The 24,479-nt window shown below is 67.6% G+C and carries 18 protein-coding genes; 4 read left to right on the top strand and 14 right to left on the bottom strand.

Translation table 11 applies throughout. The annotated features are described in order from the left end of the window. Positions 1-132: 132 nt before the first annotated feature. The 11 genes from ndk to UK23_RS39060 form a co-directional block, all read right to left on the bottom strand. Positions 133-543: a nucleoside-diphosphate kinase gene (gene ndk / locus UK23_RS39110; RefSeq protein ID WP_045316836.1), complete on the bottom strand. Its 411-nt coding sequence runs from the start codon at positions 541-543 to the stop codon at positions 133-135. 82 nt (positions 544-625) lie between these two features. After that, positions 626-2,071, bottom strand: coding sequence for a DHA2 family efflux MFS transporter permease subunit (locus tag UK23_RS39105; RefSeq protein ID WP_045316835.1), 1,446 nt, complete (start codon positions 2,069-2,071; stop codon positions 626-628). A gap of 40 nt (positions 2,072-2,111) precedes the next feature. Next, positions 2,112-2,594, bottom strand: a complete 483-nt coding sequence (locus UK23_RS39100; RefSeq protein ID WP_045316834.1) for a MarR family winged helix-turn-helix transcriptional regulator — start codon at positions 2,592-2,594, stop codon at positions 2,112-2,114. Between the two features lie 49 nt (positions 2,595-2,643). Then, on the bottom strand, positions 2,644-8,043 hold the full coding sequence (gene pulA / locus UK23_RS39095; RefSeq protein ID WP_052685439.1) for a pullulanase-type alpha-1,6-glucosidase: 5,400 nt from the start codon (positions 8,041-8,043) through the stop codon (positions 2,644-2,646). Between the two features lie 94 nt (positions 8,044-8,137). Continuing rightward, positions 8,138-10,093 (bottom strand): hypothetical protein, encoded by a 1,956-nt coding sequence (locus UK23_RS53205; protein ID WP_063778159.1) that lies wholly within the window; start codon positions 10,091-10,093, stop codon positions 8,138-8,140. Positions 10,094-10,115: 22 nt separating this feature from the next. Then, positions 10,116-11,624: an alkaline phosphatase D family protein gene (locus UK23_RS39085; RefSeq protein ID WP_045316833.1), complete on the bottom strand. Its 1,509-nt coding sequence runs from the start codon at positions 11,622-11,624 to the stop codon at positions 10,116-10,118. 51 nt (positions 11,625-11,675) lie between these two features. Further along, positions 11,676-12,107, bottom strand: coding sequence for a hypothetical protein (locus tag UK23_RS39080; RefSeq protein WP_052685438.1), 432 nt, complete (start codon positions 12,105-12,107; stop codon positions 11,676-11,678). Positions 12,108-12,152: 45 nt separating this feature from the next. Beyond that, positions 12,153-12,857 carry an ESX secretion-associated protein EspG gene (locus tag UK23_RS39075; protein ID WP_045316832.1) on the bottom strand — a complete coding sequence of 235 codons (705 nt, stop codon included), beginning with the start codon at positions 12,855-12,857 and terminating at the stop codon, positions 12,153-12,155. Further along, positions 12,854-14,164 (bottom strand): PPE domain-containing protein, encoded by a 1,311-nt coding sequence (locus tag UK23_RS39070; protein WP_045316831.1) that lies wholly within the window; start codon positions 14,162-14,164, stop codon positions 12,854-12,856. Before UK23_RS39070 ends, UK23_RS39075 begins: the two co-directional genes overlap by 4 nt. Continuing rightward, positions 14,161-14,763 carry a DUF3558 domain-containing protein gene (locus UK23_RS39065; protein ID WP_045316830.1) on the bottom strand — a complete coding sequence of 201 codons (603 nt, stop codon included), beginning with the start codon at positions 14,761-14,763 and terminating at the stop codon, positions 14,161-14,163. Before UK23_RS39065 ends, UK23_RS39070 begins: the two co-directional genes overlap by 4 nt. A gap of 4 nt (positions 14,764-14,767) precedes the next feature. Beyond that, on the bottom strand, positions 14,768-15,073 hold the full coding sequence (locus UK23_RS39060; RefSeq protein WP_045316829.1) for a PE domain-containing protein: 306 nt from the start codon (positions 15,071-15,073) through the stop codon (positions 14,768-14,770). A 202-nt stretch (positions 15,074-15,275) separates the two neighbouring features. Between UK23_RS39060 and UK23_RS39055 the strand changes: the two genes are divergently transcribed. Further along, on the top strand, positions 15,276-15,908 hold the full coding sequence (locus UK23_RS39055; protein ID WP_045316828.1) for a hypothetical protein: 633 nt from the start codon (positions 15,276-15,278) through the stop codon (positions 15,906-15,908). Here the strand turns inward: UK23_RS39055 and UK23_RS39050 are convergent, their stop codons facing one another. From UK23_RS39050 to UK23_RS39040, 3 genes are read right to left on the bottom strand one after another with little or no spacing between them, the layout of a single operon-like run. After that, positions 15,909-16,313 (bottom strand): DUF4233 domain-containing protein, encoded by a 405-nt coding sequence (locus tag UK23_RS39050; RefSeq protein ID WP_045316827.1) that lies wholly within the window; start codon positions 16,311-16,313, stop codon positions 15,909-15,911. Then, positions 16,310-17,647 (bottom strand): bifunctional tetrahydrofolate synthase/dihydrofolate synthase, encoded by a 1,338-nt coding sequence (gene folC, locus UK23_RS39045; protein WP_045316826.1) that lies wholly within the window; start codon positions 17,645-17,647, stop codon positions 16,310-16,312. Before folC ends, UK23_RS39050 begins: the two co-directional genes overlap by 4 nt. 4 nt (positions 17,648-17,651) lie before the next feature. Continuing rightward, positions 17,652-20,279, bottom strand: coding sequence for a valine--tRNA ligase (locus tag UK23_RS39040; RefSeq protein WP_045316825.1), 2,628 nt, complete (start codon positions 20,277-20,279; stop codon positions 17,652-17,654). An 85-nt stretch (positions 20,280-20,364) separates the two neighbouring features. Between UK23_RS39040 and UK23_RS39035 the strand changes: the two genes are divergently transcribed. The 3 genes from UK23_RS39035 (at position 20,365) to UK23_RS39025 (ending at position 24,475) form a co-directional block, all read left to right on the top strand. Then, a complete protein-coding gene (locus UK23_RS39035; RefSeq protein ID WP_156213705.1) occupies positions 20,365-21,111 on the top strand; it encodes a hypothetical protein in 747 nt (248 codons plus the stop codon). 73 nt (positions 21,112-21,184) lie between these two features. Then, positions 21,185-22,042 (top strand): hypothetical protein, encoded by an 858-nt coding sequence (locus UK23_RS39030; RefSeq protein ID WP_045316823.1) that lies wholly within the window; start codon positions 21,185-21,187, stop codon positions 22,040-22,042. A 147-nt stretch (positions 22,043-22,189) separates the two neighbouring features. After that, positions 22,190-24,475 (top strand): FdhF/YdeP family oxidoreductase, encoded by a 2,286-nt coding sequence (locus UK23_RS39025; RefSeq protein WP_045316822.1) that lies wholly within the window; start codon positions 22,190-22,192, stop codon positions 24,473-24,475. Positions 24,476-24,479 lie beyond the last annotated feature (4 nt).

The following is a 24,479-nucleotide window of genomic DNA, read 5'->3' as shown; positions in this document are numbered from 1 at the left end:
CCTCAAGGGGAAGCACGCAACGCAAGGTGAAGCAACGCAAGGCGACCACCTACGAACGACAAACCGGCGCCCGCCAACGGAACCGGGGACCGGTAACCGATGCGGGCGCCGGAACGGCGCTACAACAGCAAATCAGAGATTCGGGAACCAGATCTTGATCTCACGCTCAGCCGACTCGGCAGAGTCCGACCCGTGCACCAGGTTGTACTGGACCTCAAGCCCGAAATCCCCGCGAATGGTCCCAGGCGTCGCCTTCTCCACCGGGTCAGTCCCACCAGCGAGCTGACGGAACGCCGGAATCGCCCGAGTCCCCTCCACCACCAGAGCCACCAACGGCCCACCGGTGATGAAGTCGACCAGGTCGTTGTAGAACGACTTGCCGTCGTGCTCCGCGTAGTGCTGCTCAGCAGTAGCGCGGTCAGCGGTGCGAAGCTCCAGAGCAGCGAGCTTGAGCCCCTTGCGCTCGATCCGGGCGATCACCTCGCCCACCAGACCACGCTCGACGCCATCGGGCTTAACCAGGACCAGGGTGCGCTCGGACACGACGGTGTGACTCCTCAAACAGGTCAAACAGGTACGGGAAGTGCCGACAGAGTATCGAACGCCACACGCGCCAGGCCGACCACTAGTGCACGAGCACCGGCGCAGCGTCGTCGCGAGCAACGACCACCTGCCGCAGTACGAACACCGCGAGCCCCAAAGCCACTGCCACCAGGCCAGCCGAGATCCAGAACGCCAGGTGGAACCCGGAGGTCAACGCCTCCAGCCGCCCAACCCCTGAAGCCACGAGCGACGACGTGTAGGAAGTCGAGGTCGTGGCCAGAACAGCCAGCCCCAAAGCCCCACCCACCTGCGCGGTCGTGTTGACCAGCCCGGAAGCCAGCCCGGCCTCGTCGTGCGACGCACCGGACATCGCCAGCGTCATGAGAGCCGGGAACGACAACCCGAGCCCGATCCCCAGCGGCGCCACCGCGGGCAGGATGTCCGGCAGGTACGAGCCGTCGACCGGCACCTGCGTGAACACGACCATCCCGGCCAGCATGAACAAGAGCCCGACGATCAGCATGTTCCGTTCGCCGAACCGCGAGTTCAGGCGCGCCGACAGCGACACGGAGAACACCGCGATCGCACCGGCCACCGGCATGAACGCCAGACCGATCTCCAGCGGCGAGTAGGCGAGCACCAGCTGCATGTAGAGCGTGCCGAGGAAGAACAGGCCGAACATGCCCGCGACCATCGAGATCTGCACGAGGTTCGCGCCGGTCACGTTACGAGACCTGAACACCCGCAACGGCAGCAGCGGCTTGGCAGCAGTCCGTTGCCGCACAACGAAACCAACCAGCAAGGCCAGAGCGACAGCGCCCAAGCCGAGAGTCTGCACCGAACCGAAGCCGTAGTGCTCCGCCTTGACGATCGTGTACACGCCGAGCATCACCGCGGCCACGATCAGCAGCGCGCCGAGGACATCCGCACCCTCACGCAGCCCCAAGCCAACCGACGAAGGCACGAGACGCACCGCCGCGATGGCGGCCACGATGCCGATCGGGATGTTCACGAAGAAGATCCAGTGCCACGACATGGCGTCGGTCAGCACACCGCCGAGCAACAGGCCGATGGACGCCCCCGCAGCAGCGACGAAGCTGAAGATGCCGATGGCGCGCCTCTGCTCGTCAGGCTTCGGGAACATCGTCACGACCATGCCCAGCGTCACGGACGTGGCGAGCGCACCGCCCGCACCCTGCACAAAGCGAGAAATGATCAGCATCTCCGAGCTGAACGACACGCCGCACAGCAGCGACGCGACCGTGAAGACGCCGAGGCCGATCAGGAACACCTTCTTGTGCCCGATCAGGTCGCCCAGACGCCCGGCGAGCAGCAGCAGACCGCCATAAGCGATCAAGTACGCGTTGACCACCCAGGCCAGGCCGGCCTGGCCGAACTTGAGGTCTTCCTCGATCGCGGGCAGCGCGACGTTCACGATCGTCTGATCGAGAACGATCATCAGCATGCCCGCGCACAGCACGATCAGCGCCAGCCAGCGCGAGTCGGTCTTCGGTCCCCCTGATGTCATAAGAGGAACCGTAGCAGATAGTTTTGTACGGGACTATCTTTTATCCAACGGCATGACGCAGGGCACGCTTGCGCGGCGGCTTCTCGCACGGCATCGGCGTGCTCAACCGGCCCTCCACGAGCCGCGTCAGGCCACCGACCAGGCCTTCTCTCTCGTCAACAGGCAGGCAATCCAGCACGCTCGCGTAGACATCGGCCACGACCTGGTCGGCCTTCCCGACGATCGCCCGGCCCTTCTCGGTCACGACGACAACGCGGGCACGCCGGTCCGTGGGCGACGGCTTGCGCTCGGCATAGCCGGCCGACTCGAGCGCGTCCATCGTCACGACCATGGTCGTCTTGTCGATGCTGGCCATGTCCGCGATCTCGGTCTGCGTGAGCCCCGCGTCCAACGCGCTGGTCAGCACACAACGGGCTCGCGGAGTCAGTCCGATCTCCGCGAGCCTCGCCGTCAGCTCGGTCTCCAGCGCATGACCTGTCCGATGCAGCAGCATCATCAGGTCGGTACACCCCTTCGTGCCCATGAGACCTACGGTATCAAATTATCTCGATCGAAACTATCCGCCAGCGGAACTACCGCTCCAACACTACGACCGACCGCGCTGCTCCAACGCGCTTTTCGCTGGTCAACGGCTTCCAGTCACCAGCAGGCAGGGTCACGGCCTGGTCGGTCGGGTATGGGTTGATCACCACGACCAGGCCACGCCGACCAGGATCAACGTCCGGCCCGGCCGTGTCGTCGACGTGCATGACGATCACGCCGGACGCCGCGGCCGGGAACGACACCTTCTGCTGCACCAGATCAGCCGATCCCAGCGAGAACAGCGGCGACGACTTGCGGATCCGCAGCAGTTCCAGGGTCGCGTCCAGCGAGGCCCTCATGTCCACGGACGACGGCTTCGCCATGCCCAGCAACGGTTTCGCGTACGGCCACTTCGACTCGTTGTCGGCCTTCGGTGGCAACCCGCGACCGAAACCGTTGTCGCGCAACGACGGGTCGTACGAGTTGAACCAGTCGCCCGAGTCGAAGCTGTTGCGGTCCAACGACTTCGAACGCAGGAACTCGGTACCCGCGTGCACGAACGGCCGCCCCTGCCCGAGCAGCGCCGGAGCCAGCGCCACGGTCTGCATCTTCACACGATCAGCCATCGAGGTCTCGGGCTTCAGCTTGTACGCCAACGCGTCGAACAACGTCTCGTTGTCGTGCGCGTCGACGTACGTGATGGCCTCCAACGGCTGACCGGTGTACCCGGCAACAGTCCCGTTGTAGTTGACGTCCCGGCCCGAAACCACAGGTCCGGCCGTCGACTGGAACCGGTACGAGGCCATGTTCCCGGCCATGCCCAGCTTCACCAGGTCGCTGTAGTTCTCCAGCCGCGCGGCCACGTCTCCGTTGGCGGGCGAGGAGTTCACGTCACCGGCCAGCCCCGAACCAAGCCCCTGCACGCGCGGGTCGTCGTCGAACGGCCCGCCACCACGAACGGCGTCGCGCAGCCTGTCGCTGAACGTCCCGACGCCCGTGCCGGCCATGTTGACCTGCGTGGCCTGCTCGAACCGGGCGTTGCCGGCGACCTCGCCGAAGTCCCAGCCCTCGCCGTAGACGCCGATCTTGCGCCCGTCCACGCCGTCACGTTCGACGGTCAGCGCGTCCAGAGCCGCCCGCACCGCGAGGATGTTCGCCTTCGGGTGGTGGCCCATCAGGTCGAACCGGAACCCGTCGACCTTGTAGTTGCGCGCCCACCGCACCACCGAGTCCACGACGAGCTTGCCCATCATGGCGTTCTCGGTCGCGGTGTTCGCGCAGCACGTCGAGTTCGCGACCGAGCCGTCGAGGTTGAGCCGCTGGTAGTAACCCGGCACGACCTTGTCGAGCACCGACGTCGGTGCGTCGCCGGACGCCGCTGTGTGGTTGTAGACGACGTCCACGACCACGCGGTTGCCGTTGTCGTGCAACGACTTCACCATCTCGCGGTACTGCTTCGACCGCGCCCAGCCGTTCTGCGCGTCGGCCGTCGCGTACGAACCCTCCGGCACGTCGTAGTGGAACGGGTCGTAGCCCCAGTTGAAGCCGTCCTTCGCCGCGACCGCACCAACACATGCCTGCTGCTGGTCGGAGTCCGCGGGCAGCGCCGCCAGATCACACGCGGGCGTGGCCTGGTCGGAGCGCTTCTCGGGGATCGTCGCGATGTCGAACGTCGGCAGCAGGTGCACGGTGTCCATGCCCGCCGCAGCCAACGTCTTGAGGTGCTTCATGCCAGTCGAATCCTGGTGCGTGAACGCCTTGTACGTGCCGCGCTCGGCCGCCGGGACGGACTGGTCGTTGATCGAGAAGTCCCGCACGTGCAGCTCGGTGATCGCGCCACCGATCCCGCGAGCGACATCGCGAGACCAGCCCTGAGGCATCGACCGGCTGTCCTTGAGATCCGCGAACTGCGAGTGCGTCGAGTTCACCGACAGCGCGACCGAGTACGGGTCGGTGACCACGACCGTGCGCTGCCAGTTGGCGACCTCGAACTGGTAGTACTTGTTCTTCCAGTTGCCTGAACCGAACCACGAACCCGACGCGTCGTCGCGCTTGAGCTGCACGACCTTCCGAGGCTCACCGGCAGGCTGGTCGAACACCCGCAGCTTCACGTTCTGAGCTGTCGGTGCCCACAGCCTGATCGACGCGCGGTCGTGGTCGAACGTCGGCCCGAACGTCAGTTTCGTTGCCGCGGCGGCGAACCGATCGTCGAGCACGCCCGCGATCTGCACGCCCGTACGGTGCCGGATCGCCCCGCCCGCGTCGACGTGCACGGCGGAGAGCTTGTCCCGCAACGCCTCGTCGACGAACCCGCGCACCGCGAACACCGGCTTGCCCTTGAGGTGCGGGAACTGCGCCGGCACCTCTTCGGTCGTGGGCGACAGCCGAAGCACCCGTGAGCCGTACTCGAGCCGGTAGCCGTCGGACTGCACCGACGGCACGTCCCAGACGACCTTGTCCTTCGCGATCCAGATCGCCTTGGCCTTGGTCAGGTCGTCGTCAGCGGCGGGACCGGCGTTGGGCGGCAGCAGGTAGGTCTCGTTGCCCTGCAACTGCCACACCTCGTTCCCCTTCTGGCCCAGGTCGAGGAACTGGTCGGGCCCGGGATCCTTGGTGTCGCCGCGGTGGATGATGTAACTCAACCCGGCCGCACCGGCTGCGAGCGGCACCGACCAGTAGACGCCATATGCGTCCCGCCCGTCCGGCACGCGCGACTGGTTCCAGCCCGGTGACGGCTCCGCGGAACCCGTCCAGTGGTACATCGCCCAGTCGGTGTAGTCGCCGTCCGCGCGGTTGTAGTGGATCACCGCGCGGTTCTCGGCGGCGGCCTTCGTGGCGTGCACCTTTCCGCCCGCGACCCACGAGTGGCCACTGGTGAACTTGCCGGACGCCTCGACGGTCGCCCCACGCACCACCGAGAATTCGGTGGTGGGCGGCAACTCGGCGATTCCGTTGGAGAACGGCACGTCAGCCCGTCCGGCCACGCGCACCACAGCTCCCGTGGCGTCACCGGCGTAGTGCACGACCGCCTTGCCGGTGGCCGCCTGCTCCGACGGGTGCACGGCCACAACGCCCTGCTTCAGCCACACCTCGGGGGTCACGCTCGGGTCGACGAACCGGTCGACCGACGTGTCCTTCTCGTCGCCCTTGTGCGCGATGATCCCGACGGACTTGGCGCCCGGCTTCAGCCTGACCCACGCGAAACGCCCGTAGATGTCTTCCCCCGCGAACGGCAGCGGAGCGTTCCAGTCGACCGGCGTCTCGATGTCACCCCAGGCGTGCAGGCCCCAGCCGTCGTACGAGTCCCGCTGGTAGTGCACGACCAGCCAGTCCGGGCTCTTCATGCCGGGATCGGGCACCGGCGGCGCGGCCACGAGCGACACGAACGCGCCGTCCGCACCGATCTCACCGGACTTCGCCACCACCCGCAGCTCGACGCGCTTGCCGGCAGCAGCACCCGGAAGTGCCGAGAGGTCAGCGAAAACGCGGTAAGGAGCAGCGTCGTCGGTGCCGAGCACGGTCCAGTCCGACGTTCCCTCGACTCGCGCCGCGAACGTGGCCGCCGCGTTGGGCGTGCCGATGCCGTCGGCGCGGAGCTCAACGCGCTTGTCCAGCACGGTTCCGGCAGCCGGAGCGACCAGAACTGGAGAAGGCTTCGCGGCCGCGACATTGCTCGTCCCCTTGAGCACCAACGACGACAGCGCGGGCACGGTCACCGTCACGCGCCCGTTCTGGACCGGCACGTTCTCAAAAGCCGAGGAAGACACCGGAACGGTCACGGTCGCCGGCGAGGTACCCGCGTTGGCCACGACGAGGCTCTCGCGGCCGAGAATGCGGCTGAACGCGAACACGTCACCGTCGGCGTACCGGAGCACCTGGTTGCCGTCCCGCCACACCGGATCCTGGTCGACCTGTGCCGCCAGCGCCTTGAGCTGCTGGTACAGCGGGTGCGAGGTGTTGTAGTTGTCGACGGCACCCGTGCGGTCGGAGCCGATCAGCTTCTCCGCCATGTACTCCGGCGTCTTGGAGGCGAACATGTCCTGGCGCGCCAGCTTGTCGCCACCCGTGCCCGCGAAGCCCTGCTCGTCGCCGTAGTAGACGACCGGGTTGCCGCGCCACAGGTACATCAGCGTGTTGCCGAGCTTGAGCCGCTGCAACAACTCGTCGTCCGAGATTCCCGGCCGGTCGTTGCGGATCATCCACGCGACTCGGCCCATGTCGTGGTTGCCGAGGAACGTCGGCAGCGACGAGGCGTTGGAGTCGGCGTCGGTGTAGCGGTCGTCGTCGAGCAGCACCTCGCCGAGCCGCTGCGAACCCTTGCCGGACAGGAAGCTCAGCGCGCTGCTCTGGAACGGGAAGTCCAGCGTGGCCTGCATCTTGCCGGTCGTCGTGTACTTCGAGGTGTTCTCCGGAGACGAGTCGAAAACCTCGCCGAACACGAAGAAGTCCTTCTTGCCCTTGCGGTTCGCGTACTGCTTCACGTGCGGCGCCAGCGCCTGCCAGAACTCGATGTTGACGTGCTTGACCGTGTCGACGCGGTAGCCGTCGATGTCGAGCGTGTCGATCCAGCTGGTGAAGATGTCCTTCATGCCGTTGACCACGCGCGGGTGCTCGGTCATCAGGTCGTCGAGGCCGGAGAAGTCGCCCTGCTCGCTCGACTCGCCGGAGAACGTCGAGTCGCCGCGGTTGTGGTAGAGCGTGGTGTCGTTGAGCCACAACGGGAACTTCGTCGGGCCGTCCTTGACCGGGGTGTACGGGAAGGACTTCTCAGGATCCAGCTTCGGGAAGTCCTTGCTGCCCGCGTAGTCCGCGATGTTGAACGGCTTGCCGTCGGCGTCCAGGTACGGCTGCGCACCTGTGCTGACATAGGCGTTCTTGTTCTCGGCGTACTTGATCACGTCGGCGGTGTGGTTCGCGACGATGTCGAAGAACACCTTGATGCCGCGCCGGTGCGCGTCCCGGATCAGGTCACGCATCTCCTGCGTCGTGCCGAAGTGCGGGTCCAGCTTGGTGAAGTCGACGGTCCAGTACCCGTGGTAGCCCGCGGAATCGCCCTGCACCCAGCGGTTGAGGAACATCGGCGTCATCCAGATCGCCGTGATGCCCATGCCGTCGAGGTAGTCGAGCTTCCCGCGCAGGCCCTTGAGGTCACCGCCGTGGTAGAAGCCCTTGTCAGCGGGGTTGAACCCGTTCTCGGCGGCGTTGCTCCGACCCCTGTCGTTGGACGGGTCGCCGTTCGCGAACCGGTCGGGCATCACGAAGTAGAAGCGCTCACCCCGCAGGTCGTCGCGCTTCGGTGGCAACGCGAGTTTCGCGTCCCCGTCGCGCACACCGGGCGCGACATCCACCACCTCCCCCACGGCCAGCCGTTGCTTTGGTGCGGCAACGGCGTGGACCGGCGTGAGGGGAAGCAGAACCAGTGCAGCGAGCGCGGCGACGACCCGACGCATCGCGACCTCCTTGTCGCAACTTCTTGCAGGGTTGCTGCACGAAACCACGACAAACAACGGTAAACAATACGTCGGGCCTTGCAAATATTTGCGATCAGCGCGTCGGGCGGTGGTACGTCGGCACCACGTGCAGGGGGTGCAGCCCCCAGTCGTTGATCGCCTGCAACGCCAACGGGCCCAGGCTGAGGATGTTGTCGGCCGAGGCTGGTGCCTCCAGCGTCGGCAGGTCGTTGAACTGCGTCTTCGCTGACGGCGCCGGGGAAGCGGAGGCCACGGCCACGGGGTCTTCGTCGAAGAGACTCAGGACCGCCAGCCGCACGTACGGGTCCTGCCTCAGCTCGTTCTCCAGCCGTTCGACGAAGAGGTGCTCGCCGCGTTTCGCCGCGCTGAGCACCGCCCAGCCGAGCCGCTCGAACGCCTCCTTGCAGGCTTCCGGCGTGGCCGCGGCCATCGCCTCCTCCGGCGACACCTGCACCACCGTCGTCCTGCTGCCCGCGGTCGAGCCGTCCTCGCTGTAGCGATGGGGGACGAGCAGGTCGCCCGTCCGCTGGTCGATCAGCAGGACGTCGCGGAACCGGTGGCCCGGCGAGTGGGCGCGCGCCAGGACGCCGAAGCCGAGCCGGTGCGCGAGGTCGTCGTCGGGTAGCCGCCAGTACGTGCGCTGCTCGCCCTGCTGCAACGCGACGTAACCGCCGACGGCCATACCGGGCACCACCGTGGCCGGAGCCCCGGTGAACATCGCGCGTGCCTCGCCGGTCAGGCTTTCCGGGGTGCCCTGCGACTCGATGCCGTCGCCGTAGCGGGTGAAGGTGATCGCCATGTCCAGCGGGTGCGGGCCCCACTCCAGCATCGCGGACATCGCCAGCTCGCCGATGCCCTGGAGGGTCTCCCGCGACACCGGCGCGTTCATGCCCGGGGTGCCCTGGAACGGCGTGTTCTGCGACGGAGCCGGGGAGCAGGACACGACGACGATGTCCTCACCCTCGTGGTTCCGCAGAGCCATCATCGCGAACGGATCGACCCGTTCGCCCTGGTTCACAACGGGTTCGAGGGTGAGGTACTCCCGCCGGCCGTCCGCCACCTCGATCATCCGGCCGACCCAGCGGTAGGCCTCCCTGAGCGTGTCGTTGGTGACCGCCGCGTAGGCGGCTTCCCGCGTCACCGGTTGCAGCTGCGTCTGGACGCCGAGCGACTTCCCGTCCGTCATGAACCGGTCCATCAGCAGTGCTTGGCCGCTCTGCTCGTCGACCATGATCACGTCGCGGAACCTGCCGTCGCTGAGCGGAGATCGCGACAGGTTTCCCCTGCCCAGCCTGCTGAGCAGGTGGCCGTCGGGCATCTTCCAGTACGTCGTGCGTTCGCCGATCTGCAACGCGATGTGGCCGCCGACCGGGACCCCGCACACCGCGGTGACCAGCTGGGAGTTGAGGAGTCCTGCGACCTCGGGCGGCAGGTTCTGCTGTGCGTTCGGCTGGAACGGTGGCAGGGCGGCGAACTGCGGATCCAGCCGGGCGGTCCGCACGACGTGGTGGGCCCAGGCCCGTGCGCGGGAGAGCGGGTGGTCGGGGAACCGGCTGTCGAACCGCGGGTCGTCGCCCGCGTGGAACGGCAGCTTGCCCTGCAGCTGCGGTGCGTACGGGTGCTGCATGATCCAGCGCTCGAACCCGACCTCGGGTGCCAGCGCCGCCTCGCGCATGCCCGAGACCGGGCCTTCCGGCGCGATGAGCTGCAACACCGCGCTGCAGGTCGCCTTCGGCACCGTGAACGAGCACAGGAACCCCTGCCCGGCCGGACGGTTCGGCAGCGGCACCTTGATGATCCGCAGCAGCGCGGGCACACCGGCGAGCTGGACGACGTGCGCTTCGATGAGGCATCCGTCCTTGCTGTGCAGCTCAGCGAGGTCGTGCCTCAGTTTGGGCAGGTCGTCCAGCCCGGCGGGCAGGTCCGGGACCAGGTCGTAGTACTCCAGCACAACGTGGTCACCGTTGGCGTGCTGCCAGGTTGTCTGGTCGAGCTGGCGGAATCCGGTGATGTCGAACGAGATGGGCACGCACTCGACCCTATTGCGATCTCTAGCCGGCCCTCAGCGTTTTGGACCAGAGCGATGCGCCGGTTGCGTCACGCAGCCACACGGTGAGCTCGTGCTGGTTCGCCTGCACCTCGCCGAAGTGCTGGAACCCGTCCAGCGGCGAGGTGTTCGGAGCGGGCGGCGCGTGCACGAACACCGCTTCCGGGCCGAACGTCGGGTCGAGCGTGTTCGGGCCGAACGCACCCGCGTGTGCCGGGCCGGACACGAACTCCCAGAACGGGTCGAAGTCGCCCACGGCCGCGCGGTCCGGCGAGTAGTGGTGCGCCGCCGTGTAGTGGACGTCGGCGGTGAGCCACACGGTGTTGCGGACCCGGCGCTTCTTGAGCTCCCGCAACACCCACGCGATCTCGTGCTCACGACCGTTGGGAGCGCCCGGCAACCCGTTGGCGACGCCTTCGATGTCCGTGCCGTCCGGGACGGTGAGGCCGATAGGCAGGTCCGCCGCGATGATCTTCCAGGTGGCGGTGCTGCGGGACAGTCCGTCGACGAGCCACTTCGCCTGCTTCTCGCCGAGAATGACGCCCGGCTGGTCCTTGGGCGAGGTGTTCTTGTCCTTGTAGGTGCGCATGTCGAGCACGAAGATCTCGACGTTGCGGCCGTAGGAGAACTTCCGGTGGACGCGGCCGTCGACGGCTTTGTGGCGGTCGACGGGCAGCCACTCGTGGAACGCCTGGAAAGCGCGCTGTGCCAGCACATCTACGCGCTTCTCGGTGTACTGCGGGAGGTCCAGGATCTCGCCGGGGTACCAGTTGTTGGTGACCTCGTGATCATCCCACTGTGCATAGGTGGGAACCTGCGCGGCGAAGCGCTTGAGGTTGTCGTCCAACAGGTTGTAGGCGAACTGGCCGCGGTACTCGTCGAGCGTTTCGGCCACTTTGGACTTCTCGGGCGTGACGACGTTGCGCCAGATCCGGCCGTCCGGGAGTGTCACGGACTCCTTCATCGGGCCGTCGGAGTAGACGCTGTCGCCGCTGTGGACGAAGAAGTCGGGCTTGCGGTCGGCCATGGCCTTGAAGATCGGCATGCCGCCGATGTCCGGGTTGATGCCCCAGCCCTGCCCGGCGACGTCACCGGACCACACGAAGCGGACCTGGTCACGGCCGAGCGGGGCGGTGCCGAAGCTCCCGGTGACGGGCTCGCTGCAGGTGCGGCCGTGCAGATCCTCGGCCGTGACGCGGTAGTAGGCGGTGCGGCCGGGCAGCAGGTTGCCGACCCGGACCTGCCCGGTGCCACCCGTCTCCGGCGTGAGCAGCGGGCCGCGGACGTGGCGGGAGAGGCGGAACTCCGGGTCGTTGGACACCTCGACGAGCATCCGGGACGGCCGGTCCGCGCGGGTCCACACGATGCCGCCGTCCCAGGTGACGTCGCCGGACTGCACGCCGTGGGTGAGAACGGGACGGTCGGTCTTGGCGAGGCTGATGCCCGAGGGCACCAGCGCCGCGGCCGTACCGATTGCGCCTGCCTTGAACAACGTGCGACGGTCGAAGGTCATGCGCGGTTTCTAGTCTGCGCTTCTGACCGGCTGCCGAACCCGAGATGAACTTCAGCAGCGCTTGTCCGTGGCGCCCCACACGTAGTCGGTGACGCCGGAGCCGGTGCGGATGGTGGCGACGGCCTTGGTGCACTTGTCGAGCGTGGCCGCGCCCGCGCCCCACAGCTCCTGCTTGCCGGTGGCCTCGCCGCCGCCGTGCGGGATCTCCTCGCCGCCGCTGAACTCCGCGATCCAGTTGCTGACGTGGACGTTGCGGTGGGAGTTGTAGTACGAGTCCCAGACCCACAGGTACGGGTAGTTCTTACCGCAGCCGGCGAACTGCTTCACGGAGCCGATCTGCTTGCCCTGGTAGGTGATGGCGCCGGTGGTGCCGATCTGCTTGGCAGAGGCACAACCGGGGACGGTCTCGGCGTTGGCGGTGCCAACCCCGACGGACAGCAGCGTCGCGGCCAGTGCGGCGGCGAGGGCAAGTGGCTTTCTCACAGCCGCGACGCTGGTGCAGTCCGGTTATGCAGCGGTAAATCCCTTTTACGTGAGGCGCTTCAGCCAGTCCGTGATGATCTGGCGGGACGCGGGCGTGGCGTGCACCCACGTCTGGTGGTTCTGGTCGGTGTACTTGACCACGAGCCAGCGGCCGTCCTCGAAGTCGATCGTGGTGAGGAAGGTCTTGGCGCGCTGCCGGCCCTCGCCGTTGCGCTTCGCCGCGTACAGCTTCGCCGTGCCCTTGCGGGGCTGGGCGAGCAGCTGGCGCAGCGAGATCGACGGCGACGCCTTGCCGTGCTGGTGCACGTTGATCTCGGACTCGTGCACGTTGATCGACGCGCCGCGGCCGGCCGGGACGTCCGGCAGCTGCATCGCGAGGACCTCCGGCGCGTTCTCCGGCCGGATCGGGTGCAGCTGCACGAACCCGTTGTCGTGCACGGCGAGCACACCGTGCTGCGAGTTCGCCGCGACCACCACCGGCTTGGTCTCGCTCGGCGTGACCGCGATCCACGCCGAGTAGTCGTGGTCCGCCTTGGCGATCAGGTGCAGCGTGCCTCGGACGTCCGGGTGATCGAGACCGACCCTGCGCAGCTCGCCGATGACGTCGCGCTCGATCAGCGCGCGCTCCTCTTCGGTCTCACCGGGCGAGTCGACGGACAGCGCCGGGTGGTACTCCCCGAGCCGCTCCTGCTTCCACAGCACGTCGAACGCGAGGTCGGACAGCTGAATGGACGAACGCAGCACGCTCACCCCCCGATCGTCGGCGGCGCGACCATCGGCATGTCACCGATGATCTCGTTGGTGTTCTCCTCGGTGACCAGGTAGTCGGCCGACTTGTGCTCCAGGTCGTCCTCCCCCTGTCCCTTCTGACCGTGGCCGCCCATGCCGCCCGCACCAGCGGCACCGCCCCGGCCCGCCGCACCGACGCCACCGCGCCCTGCCGCGTTCGGGCCACCCTCTGCGCCCATACCGCCGAAGACACCGGACTTGCCGCCGGGCTGCTGCGCGTTCGAGCCGCTGCTGCTGCCCGTGCCGACGCCACCGAGGCCGCCACCGCCGAGCCTGCCGGACCCGCTGCCGCCACCGAACTTGCCGCCCGCGCCGCTGCCGCCGGGACCACCGGGGCCGCGGCCCGCGCTGCCACCGGGACCACGTCCGCCACCGGTGCCGCCGGGACCGCCCAGGCCGGGAGGAACGCCGATCGGCGGGATGCCCGTGTTCGGCGGCCGGTCGATCACGCTGCCGACGGGAGGCTTGCCGCCACCGGGGAACTCGGTCCTCAGCGGGCTGTTGACGTCGCCGCCGACGGCCTGGGACGTCGTGGTGTCGTTGTTGCCGCCGGTGGTGTTGCTGGGCGGGGTCCAGGTGTCGCCGGTCGTGCTCTGCGGGTGGCCGGTCGAGGTCGGGAAGTTCGGCGTGCCGCGCGGGATGCTGGAGTTGTCGACGTTGTTGCTGGTCTTGTCGCGGCCGTCGTCGCCACCGGTGTCGGTGACCTCGACCTTCAGGTTGTCGCCCGTGACCGCCGGGAACTCCTTCGGCAGCTCACCGCGGTTGGTGTTGCTGGCGCTCTGGAACTCGCTGTAGACCTTGCGGTTGTGCGACTCGTCGCCGTTGTAGGCGTTGACCGCGTCCTCGGTGTCGGTGTCCCACGGGGTCGCGTCGTCCCAGAACCCGGTCTCCGGCTTGCTGTCCGGCATGTTCTTCAGCTGACCCTTGTTCAGGTTGAACTGGTACACCTGATTGGACAGCGAGTGGTCTGCCTGCCGGAGTGCGTCCTGCATCTGGATCATGGCCTGGTTGATCGGGTTGCCGGCAGCCTGTGCGGCGTCCGCACTGGCACCGGTCCACGCCTCACCGAGCGTCTCGCCAACCCTCTTGAGCCGTGCCTCGACACCGGCGTAGCTGCGCTCGAGCGAGGTGGCCGTGTTCGCGGCGGTCTGCGCCGACACCGTGCCCGGGCCGCTGGTCATCAGGAAGTGGATCATGTGCCCCGAGAGGCCGTCAGCGCGCGTGGTGTCCTGGGAGAAGCAGCTGTTGCCGGGCGCGGGCCGTGTCATTTCGCACCTGCCTTGATCGTGGTGATGGCGAGATTGGCGAACTCGGTGGCCGCAGCACACGGGTCCGCGTACTTGGGGCTGCCCTTGTCGCTCTGGAAGCTGGTGAGGATCGCCTTCGTATCGGAGACGCCGGTGAGAACCGAGCAGTTGCCGCCGCTGCGCTGGTCGGACACCAGGGCCATGTACGAGGGGTAACCCTGGATGTCCGGCAGCTGCTCGAACTTCTCGTAGGTGGTGTCCTTGTTGGGGAGAATGGTCGAGAGGTTCGTGCCCTCAGGGAAGATCGACACGGCGGGAGTCATCTTCGCCGGGGTGCTCGAGCCCAACCAGCTGCATGCGGGCCCAGGAGAGGTCGCGTTCACCTTGCCGCTGACTCCCGGTAGCCCGAACGCCTGAACCTGGGCCGCGGTCACCGTGCTGCACGGGTCGGCCTCGAAGGCTTTCAGGTCGAGAGGACTCTTGATCTTGGGCGCACTGTTGCTGTCGCTGGTCGGCTGGGTGACAGTCGTCGGCGTACCGGTGGTACCGCCATTACCCGTGCCGCAACCGGCCAGCAGTGCGAGTGCAGCGGCGCCGGCGGCGATGGTTCGGATGCGCAACAGCTCAGTCCTTCGGCTTGAGGTTTGCCTGGTTGCCCTGCTCAGTCCGCTCGTACTGAGCCAGCGTGGCCTTCAGGTTGTCGATCCTGGTGGTCAGTGCGTCCTGGAGCTGCTTGTTGGAGTCCTGGTGCGCTTTGCCCGCGGCGGCGGCCCAGGTCGCGTAGACCTGACTCGGCATGTCCTTGCCTGCGCCCTTGACCGCCGTCAGCACCTCGCCAGAGGAGTGAGCCTGCAACAGCTCGTCCTTGATCGACTCGTACTCCTTGATGGCGGCGCGCAGCGTCTCCAGATCGACCTTGGTCCCAGTCATCCCCAGTACCCCTCCTTGCAGATTCGTGCGCTAAGCAGCATAGCGCCGGGTCAGGGGCCTTGTCCGGGGTTCCAGGCACGATCGGGTGAACACGACGAAGTGTCACCATCGCATTGCGACATGTGAGGGTACGAAGTGCGGCATGGTTCGTTCATTGGCGCTTTTCGTCAGCGCCGCATTACTGCTCGCTTCGTGTTCGTCAGTGGAACCGAAGGCGGTCCCCGCCAAGATCACTCCGCCGACGCCTGCGGCCGGGCCTCAGGAGAACTGCGACAACGTGCTCACCGGTGATCCGGAGTCGTGCGTCGCGTGGACTGCGCCCGAGCCGCACACCTTCTCTCAGGTGAAGCCCATCAACGAGGACGAGACCGGCATCGGCAAGGGTGCGCAGTGGGGTCCCTATTACTGGTGTGCAGCCATCACGGACGACGTCGCCGAGAAAGTGCTGGGCACGAAAGACGTCATCCGCGTGATCTCCAGCAAGTTTTATTGCCAAATAGCGGTCAGCAGGAAGACCGGGCTGAACAACACCCTGAGTATTCATCTGGCGCCCTACGAGCCCGGTAATGCCTCGTTCGACTGGTTCACCGAGCCGAACCCGCTCGGCACCGTCACGCAGGTGAAGGGACGCAAGGCGGTGCGCACCGAGATGCCCAGGTTCGCCACCTCCGACCAGGCCGCCTACACGATCGAGATCCCCGGCCACGGGTCGGTGTGGAGCGTCGAACTGCAGCGGAGCAGCGACGCCAGGACGCCGTTCAAGGCCGACTACGACGACGCGGACCGGAAGGTGTTGCTGGCTGCGGATGCCTTGATGGCCTACGACCGGACCTGATCAGGACTGCTGTTGTTGCTGCGCGGGGAGGCGGCCCTCCGCCATGCGCTTGAGCAGGTCCTTGCGCAGCCACAGCAGGTAGGCCCACACCAGGCCGAAGATCACGCCGATCACGCCCAGCGCGGGCAGCAAGAACCAGGTCGCGATCAGCAGCACGTGCAGGGCCACGACCGCGGCGATGGCCCACGGGCGGCGGACGAAGGCGCACATCGCGATGAACACCGCGATGAAGCCGAACGCGGTCCAGCCGACGAGCGTGCCGACGCCGCCGTGCAGCTTGGCGATCACCGGCAGGGCCAGGGCCACGACGATGACCTCGAGGATCAGCGTGCCGGCCATGATGCCCCGGAACGCCTTCATCGGGTCCTTCTTCAGAGGTGCCGGGGTGGACGCAGCCTCGGTCATGCCGGCTCCTTTCCGAACAGCGCACGGGCCTCGCCCGCGGTGACGACCGAGCCGGTGACGATCACGCCGCCGCCGGACAGCTCGTCCTCGGTGAGGTGGATGGCTTCCTCGATGGCGTCGTCGAGGCGCGGGCGCACCTCGAAGCGGTCCTCGCCGAAGATCGGGACGGCGATGCCGGCGAGCACGTCCGGGTCCATGGCGCGCGGGGACGAGTTGGTGGTGATCACCAGCTCCTGCACGACCGGTTCCAGAGCCGAGAGGATGCCCTCGGCGTCCTTGTCGGACATGACCGCGACGACCGCGACGAGCTTGCGGAAGCCGAACTCGGAGTCCAGCGCGCGAGCCAGAGCGGCGGCGCCGTGCGGGTTGTGCGCGGCGTCCACGAAGACGTTGGGCGAGGAGCGAACGCGCTCCAGGCGGCCCGGCGTGACGACCGACGCGAAGCCTTCGCGCACCGCCTCGATGTCGATCTGGCGTTCGGGGCCGGCGCCGAAGAACGCCTCCACCGACGCCAGCGCCAGAGCGGCGTTGGCCGCCTGGTGCTCGCCGTGCAGCGGAAGGAAGATGTCCTCGTAGACGCCGCCGAGGCCCTGCAACGTGATCATCTGGCCGCCGACGGCCACGGCGCGCGAGATGACCCCGAACTCGCTGCCGAAACGGGCGATCATGGCGTCCACCTCGGCCACGCGCTCGAGGATGACCTTCATCGCCTCTGGCGTCTGCTCGCCGACGATCGCGACGGAGTCCGGCTTGATGATGCCGGCCTTCTCGCGGGCGATGTCCTCGACGCGGTTGCCCAGGTACTCGGTGTGGTCGAGACCGATCGGGGTCACCACAGCGATCTTCGCGTCCATGATGGACGTCGCGTCCCACGTGCCGCCCAGGCCGACCTCGACGACCGCGACGTCGACCGGCGCGTCCGCGAAGGCCGCGTAGGCCATCGCGGTGAGCACCTCGAACTTGCTCAGGCGGATCTCGGACTTCGCGTCGGCCATCGCGATGTACGGCTCGATGTCGCGGTAGACCTCGACGTAGCGATCGGGGTCGATCGGCTGGTTGTCGAGGCTGATCCGCTCGGTCGCGAGCTGCAGGTGCGGGCTCGTGTAGCGGCCGGTCCGCAGACCGATGCGCGTGAACAGCGCATCGGCCATGCGGGACGTCGACGTCTTGCCGTTGGTGCCCGTCAGCTGAACCACGGGGTAGTTCGTCTGCGGGTCGCCGAGCACGTGCGCCAGCGCCTTGATCCGGTCCAGCGACGGCTCGAGCTTGGTCTCGGGCCACCGCTGGTTGAGCTCGTTCTCGACGTCGAGGAACTCGTCGAGGTTGGTTTCCACGGAACTACGCCTCCGGCAGCGCGGCCAGGCGCTCGTTGATGCGGATGATGTCGGACTCGGCAGCTGCCTTGCGCTCTTCGATCTTGGCGCGAACGTCGGCGGGCGCCTTGGCGAGGAACGCCTCGTTGCCCAGCTTCTTCGTCGTGCCTTCGAGCTCCTTCTTCGCCGCCGCCAGGTCCTTCTCCAGACGCTTGCGCTCGGCCACGACGTCGATCGCGCCGGACAGGTCCAGCTCGACCTTCACCGCGCCCTTGGGCAGGCCGACCTCCAGCGTCGCCGAGACGGTGAACTCGTCGCCCGGCTCGGTCAGGCGCGTGATCGAGCGAACCGACGGCACCTGGTCGACCAGGCCGACGCAGCACGCGCCGCGGACCTTGCCCGCGACCTTCTGCCCCGGCTTGACGCCCTGTTCGGAACGGAACCGGCGAATCTCGGTGACCAGCTTCTTCAGGCCCTCGATCTGCGCGCGAGCGTCCTCATCACGCTCTCCACCGGCAGCCTTGGGCCACGAAGCGACGACGAGCGACTCCTCGCCGGTCAGCGCGGTCCACAGCGTCTCGGTGATGAACGGGATCGACGGGTGCAGCAGGCGCAGCAGAACGTCCAGGACGTGCCCGAGGACGGACTGCGTGGCCTCGACGCGGCCTTCCGCGATCTGAACCTTCGCGATCTCCAGGTACCAGTCGCAGAACTCGTCCCACGTGAAGCTGTAGAGCGCCTCGCAGGCACGGGAGAACTGGAACGCCTCGAAGTTCGTGTCCACAGTGGACACGAGTTCGTCCAGCGCGTCCAGGATCCAGCGGTCGGCGGCGGTCAGCTCGTCACGCGCGGGCAGCGGCCGCGAAACCGTTGCGCCGTTGGACAACGCGAACCGCGTGGCGTTCCACAGCTTCGTGGTGAAGTTGCGCGAACCGGCCGCCCACTCCTCCGCGACCGCGAGGTCCGAACCGGGGTTCGCCCCGCGCAGCAACGTGAAGCGCGTCGCGTCGGCGCCGTAGCGGTCCATCCACTCCAGCGGGTCGATGCCGTTGCCCTTGGACTTCGACATCTTCTTGCCGTACTGGTCGCGGACCAGGCCGTGCAGGAACACGTGGTCGAACGGCTGGGTCTCGCCCATCGCGTACAGGCCGAACATCATCATCCGGACGACCCAGAAGAACAGGATGTCGTAGCCGGTCGACAGAACCGTGGTCGGGTAGAACTTCTTCAGGTCCTCGGTCTCGTCCGGCCAGCCCAGCGTCGAGAACGGCCACAACCCGCTGGAGAACCAGGTGTCGAGGACGTCCTCGTCCTGACGCCAGCCCTCACCGGAGGGCGCCTCGTCGTCCGGTCCGACGCAGACGACCTCGCCGTCCGGGCCGTACCAGACCGGAATCCGGTGGCCCCACCACAGCTGCCGCGAGATGCACCAGTCGTGCAGGTTGTCGGTCCAGTCGAAGTAGCGCTTGTTCAGCTCGGCCGGGTGGATCTTGGTCCGGCCGTCGCGCACGGCAGCGGAAGCCGCCGCCGCGATGCCCTCGACCTTGACCCACCACTGCAGCGACAGACGCGGCTCGACGACCGTGTCGCAACGGGAGCAGTGCCCGACCGCGTGGACGTACGGACGCTTCTCCGCGACGATCCGGCCCTCGGCGCGCAGCGCGGCGACGACCGCCGGACGCGCCTCGAACCGGTCCAGCCCCTCGAACGGGCCGTGCGCGGTGATCGTGGCCCGCTCGTCCATGATCGTCAGGTTCGGCAGGCCGTGCCGCTGGCCGATCTCGAAGTCGTTCGGGTCGTGCGCGGGCGTGACCTTGACGGCACCCGTGCCGAACTTCGGGTCGACGTGGGAGTCCGCGACGATCGGAATCCGGCGCCCGGTCAGCGGCAGCTCGACCTCGGTGCCGATCAGGTGCTGGTAGCGCTCGTCGTCCGGGTGGACGGCGACCGCGGTGTCACCGAGCATCGTCTCGGCGCGCGTGGTCGCGACGACGATCGAGTTCTCCCCGTCGCCATAACGGATCGAGACGAGCTCGCCGTCGTCGTCGCTGTGGTCGACCTCGATGTCCGACAGCGCCGTCTGGCAGCGCGGGCACCAGTTGATGATCCGCTCGGCCTGGTAGATCAGGCCGTCGTCGAACATCTTCTTGAAGATCGTCTGGACGGCCCGCGACAGGCCCTCGTCCATGGTGAACCGGGTGCGCGTCCAGTCGACGCCGTCACCGAGGCGGCGCATCTGGCCGAGGATCCGGCCGCCGACCTCCTCGCGCCACTCCCAGACGCGCTCGACGAACTTCTCGCGCCCGAGGTCGTGCCGCGACAGGCCCTCACCGGCCAGCGAGCGCTCGACGGCGTTCTGCGTCGCGATGCCCGCGTGGTCGGTGCCGGGCAGCCACAGGACCTCGTAGCCCTGCATGCGGCGGCGCCTGGTCAGCGCGTCCATGACCGAATGGTTCAGGGCGTGGCCCATGTGCAGGCTGCCGTTGACGTTCGGCGGCGGCAGCACGATGGTGAACGGCGGCTTGTCGCTGCCTGGGTCCGCCGTGAAGTAGCCCCGGTCGACCCACCGCTGGTACAGCTCCGCCTCTACCTCCGCCGGAGTCCACGCGGCGGGGAGGTCAGGAGGCTGGGGTGCGGTGTCGAGTTCAGTCACAGCTGTCAAGTCTACGGAGGCGTGGGTATCGACTTGAAACGAGATACCTGCTAACGAGACGCCGAGTGGCTACGATCCCCCGCTCGTGGGGATTCCTGGGGGAATTGAAGATCATCCTGACCTGCGCGACGCCCAGTGGGGCAAGCGCGTGGAGCGCGAGTGGCGCCGTGAGCAGCGCACGGCGGGCAAGACAATCGCGGTCGCCGCTCTCGCCGCCATCGCCCTGATCGCCGTCGTGGCCTGGCAGTACGCGCCCGAGTGGCTCGGGAACACGCCTGCCGAACGACCCGGCGTGGACTTCTCGCGGCCGTTCGCCGGCACGGACTACGAGTCGTGGGCGGACGGTGAACGGGCTGTCGTGGCGGCACCCGAGTTCGACGAGATGCGCAAGGCCGTCATCGCGGCCCGGATCGACCCGGCCGAGCTCGAACGACGAGACGGCGCGGCGTTCCTGGCCCTGTTCCCGGAGGCGGCCAGGCCGGTCTGGCGCCAGCAGCTGCCGCTGTTCGTGACCCAGCTCAGCCCTGGCGTGCAACTGCTGCCGAACGGCGTCAAGGCGCAGGGCACCATCGGCGAGGTCGTCAACGAGCAGGGCGAGAAGGTCGTCCGCACCGACTTCCGGATCGCGTACGCCTTCGCGCCCGACGACCCGGCCGCGATCCACCGCCCAGAGGACTTCATCGTGATGGCGGAGGCACGCCTCGACCTCCAGCAGACGCCGGGAGGCCTGCGGATCACCAACTCCGGCATCCGGTGGCACGACGCGGCCTGCGGGGCCTACGTGACCGGTCTGGTGGCACCGAAGTTCGCCGAGGCCCGGCAGCCCTGCTGACGGCGCGGCAACCGCGACGAGCCCACGAGCGTGGTGTTCCCAGCGGCGAGATCTGAACCACCTGGGGGATGAAGTGCAGAACGACATCGAGGACCACCCGGACCTCAAGGACGCGGCCTGGATCCGCGCCGCGAACAAGCGCGCCAAGAAGGAGATCCGCCGGCAACGACGGCAGGCGCGCGGGCAGCGGCACGGCGGCACGATCGTGTCCGTCATCGCGTTGCTGGTCATCGGCGCCGTGGTGTTCGGCTTCTACAAAGCCGGCAAGTTCGGCGAGGTGTCGTTGCCGGACGTGAAACTGCCCCAGATCGGCGTCAACACCCAGATCCCGTTCGCGAGCACGCCGGCCGAGCAGTGGCCGGAGGGCGAGAAGGGGATCGTCGCGCCGGACGGCAACCCGGTGTACGAGCAGGTGCGGCAGGCGCTCGTCGCCTCCCGGATGGACCCCGCGACGCTCTACGACCACAAGCCCGACAAGTTCCTCGCGATGCTGGCCCCGGAAGTGCGCGAGCACGTCAGCAAGGAGCTGTCCGGCTGGGTCACGCTGCTCAAGACGGGCACGAAACTGCTCCCGAACGGCATCCGGGTGACCGGGAAGATGACGCTCGGCGAGAAGGACGGCTATCCCGCGGTGACGACGGACTACGTCTTCGCGTACGCGTTCGAGCCGCCGGACCCGAAGAAGCTCGTCGACCAGATGGAGATCGTCGCGGCGATCCGCGAGAAGGTGACCTACATGGTCACGCCGGACGGGTTGTGGCTCGCGGACTCCGACGGGTTCCAGTACTCGATCGCGTGCGAGGCGGCGAAGCAGGGTTTCCTCGCGCCGCAGTTCACCGAACCGTCCAAGCCGGGCGAGGGCCTGCCGGGAGACGAGCGGAAGTACTTCTCCGTGGACGGGCAGATGCCCGACGAGAACACCTGCGATTGATCACCCTTTCAGAGGTGCCGGGCGGGAGTGACGGCGATCACAATTGCCGTCACGGACCGTCCAACCCCTTGGGGCCCGTGACGACGACGCCGCCGCGTTCTTCGGGGGCGCTGGCGGCGCCGACGTCGATCAGCGAAGAATGAACCCATGAGCAGCAAGCCCCCGCAGCACGACGTCGACGAGTCCGCGCTCGAAGTCAGCACCCCCAAGACATGGGCGGCGGGTATTCCCGGCGTGCTCGTGTCGCTCGACCGCGCGGTCGAGCAGATGGGTGTCGGCCGGACCGTCAAGACGTTGCGCCTGCTCAACCAGCGTGAAGGTTTCGACTGTCCCGGTTGCGCGTGGCCGGAGCCGCAGGGCCACCGCAAGATGGCGGAGTTCTGCGAGAACGGCGCCAAGGCCGTCGCCGAGGAAGCCACCAAGCGGCGCATCACGACGGCGTTCTTCGCCGAGCACTCGATCGAGAGCCTGCGCACGAAAACCGACTACTGGCTCGGCCAGCAGGGTCGCCTCACCGAGCCGATGGTGCTCAAGCCCGGCGCCACGCACTACACGCCGATCAGCTGGGACGCCGCGTTCACCATGATCGCGGACGAGCTGAACGCCCTGTCGTCACCCGATGAGGCGATCTTCTACACGTCCGGCCGCACCAGCAACGAGGCCGCGTTCCTCTACCAGCTGCTGGTCCGCTCGTTCGGCACCAACAACCTGCCGGACTGCTCGAACATGTGCCACGAGTCGTCGGGTTCCGCGCTGAACCAGACCATCGGCATCGGCAAGGGCTCGGTGTCGATCAAGGACTTCGACCTCGCCGACCTGATCGTGGTCGTCGGCCAGAACCCCGGCACGAACCACCCGCGCATGCTGAGCGCGCTGGAAGACGCGAAGAAGAACGGCGCGAAGATCATCGCCGTGAACCCGCTGCCGGAAGCCGGGCTGATGCGGTTCAAGAACCCGCAGAACGTCGCGGGCGTGGTAGGGCGCGGCACCGCGCTGTGCGACGAGTTCGTGCAGATCAAGGTCGGCGGCGACCAGGCGCTGTTCCAGGCGATCGGCCACCTGCTGCTGGAGTGGGACAAGGTCGACCGCGACTTCATCAACGCCAAGACGCACGGCTTCGACGCCTACGCCGCACACGTCAAGGAGCTCGACTGGGACGCGGTGCTCACCGCGACCGGCCTCACCCGCGAGCAGATCACGCGCGTGGCCGGCATGTTCGTCGACTCGAAGCGCACGATCGCCTGCTGGGCCATGGGCCTCACGCAGCACAAGCACAGCGTGCCCACGATCCAAGAGGTCGTGAACGTCATGTTCCTGCGCGGCATGATCGGCAAGCCCGGTGCCGGCCTGTGCCCGGTGCGCGGTCACTCGAACGTGCAGGGCGACCGCACGATGGGCATCTACGAGAAGATGCCGGAGAAGTTCCTGCTGGCACTGGAGAACGAGTTCAGCATCTCCGTGCCGCGCAAGCACGGCTTCGACACCGTGGACGCCATCAACGCCATGCGTCACGGCCGCGGCAAGGTGTTCATCGCGATGGGCGGCAACTTCGTCAGCGCCACCCCGGACACCCCGGTGACCGAGAAGGCGCTGGAACAGTGCTCGTTGACCGTGCACGTCTCCACGAAGCTCAACCGCTCGCACGTGGTCCACGGTCGCACCGCGCTGATCCTGCCCGCATTGGGGCGCACCGAAAGCGACGTCCAGCACTCGGGCGAGCAGTTCGTCACGGTCGAGGACTCGATGTCGGTCGTGCACCGCTCGCGCGGCCGGTTGAAGCCCGCGTCGGACCAGCTGCTGTCCGAGGTGTCGATCGTGTGCAGGTTGGCGCGCAAGACGCTCGGATCGTCGCATCCGGTCGCGTGGGAGCAGTTCGAGAAGGACTACGACATCATCCGCGAGCACATCTCGCGCGTGGTGCCGGGCTGCACCGACTACAACACGCGGGTGCGTCAGCCCGACGGATTCGTGCTGCCCCACCCGCCGCGCGACTCGCAGGAGTTCGCGACGGCGACCGGCAAGGCGAACTTCACGGCCTCCCCGATGACGGTGATCGAGGTGCCGGAAGGCCGCCTGGTGATGCAGACCCTGCGCAGCCACGACCAGTACAACACCACGATCTACGGTCTGGACGACCGCTACCGCGGCGTGAAGGACGGCCGGCGCGTGGTGTTCGTGAACCCCGACGACATCAAGCAGCTGGGGTTCAGGGACGGTCAGATGGTGAACATCGTGTCGGAGTGGAAGGACGACCCGACGGGCGTGGTGGAACGCCGCGCCGAGTCGTTCCGGATCGTCTCCTACTCGACCGCGCGGGGATGCGTGGCCACGTACTTCCCCGAGGCGAACCCCTTGATCCCGCTGGACTCCAAGGCGGACACGTCGGGCACGCCGACCTCCAAGTCCGTGATCGTGCGTCTGGAGCAGGCCTAGAGCG

Origin of the sequence: Lentzea aerocolonigenes, assembly GCF_000955955.1 — a bacterium.
GTDB classification, from domain to species: Bacteria; Actinomycetota; Actinomycetes; order Mycobacteriales; family Pseudonocardiaceae; genus Lentzea; species Lentzea aerocolonigenes_A.
This window is presented reverse-complemented; position numbering and strand designations above follow the sequence as displayed.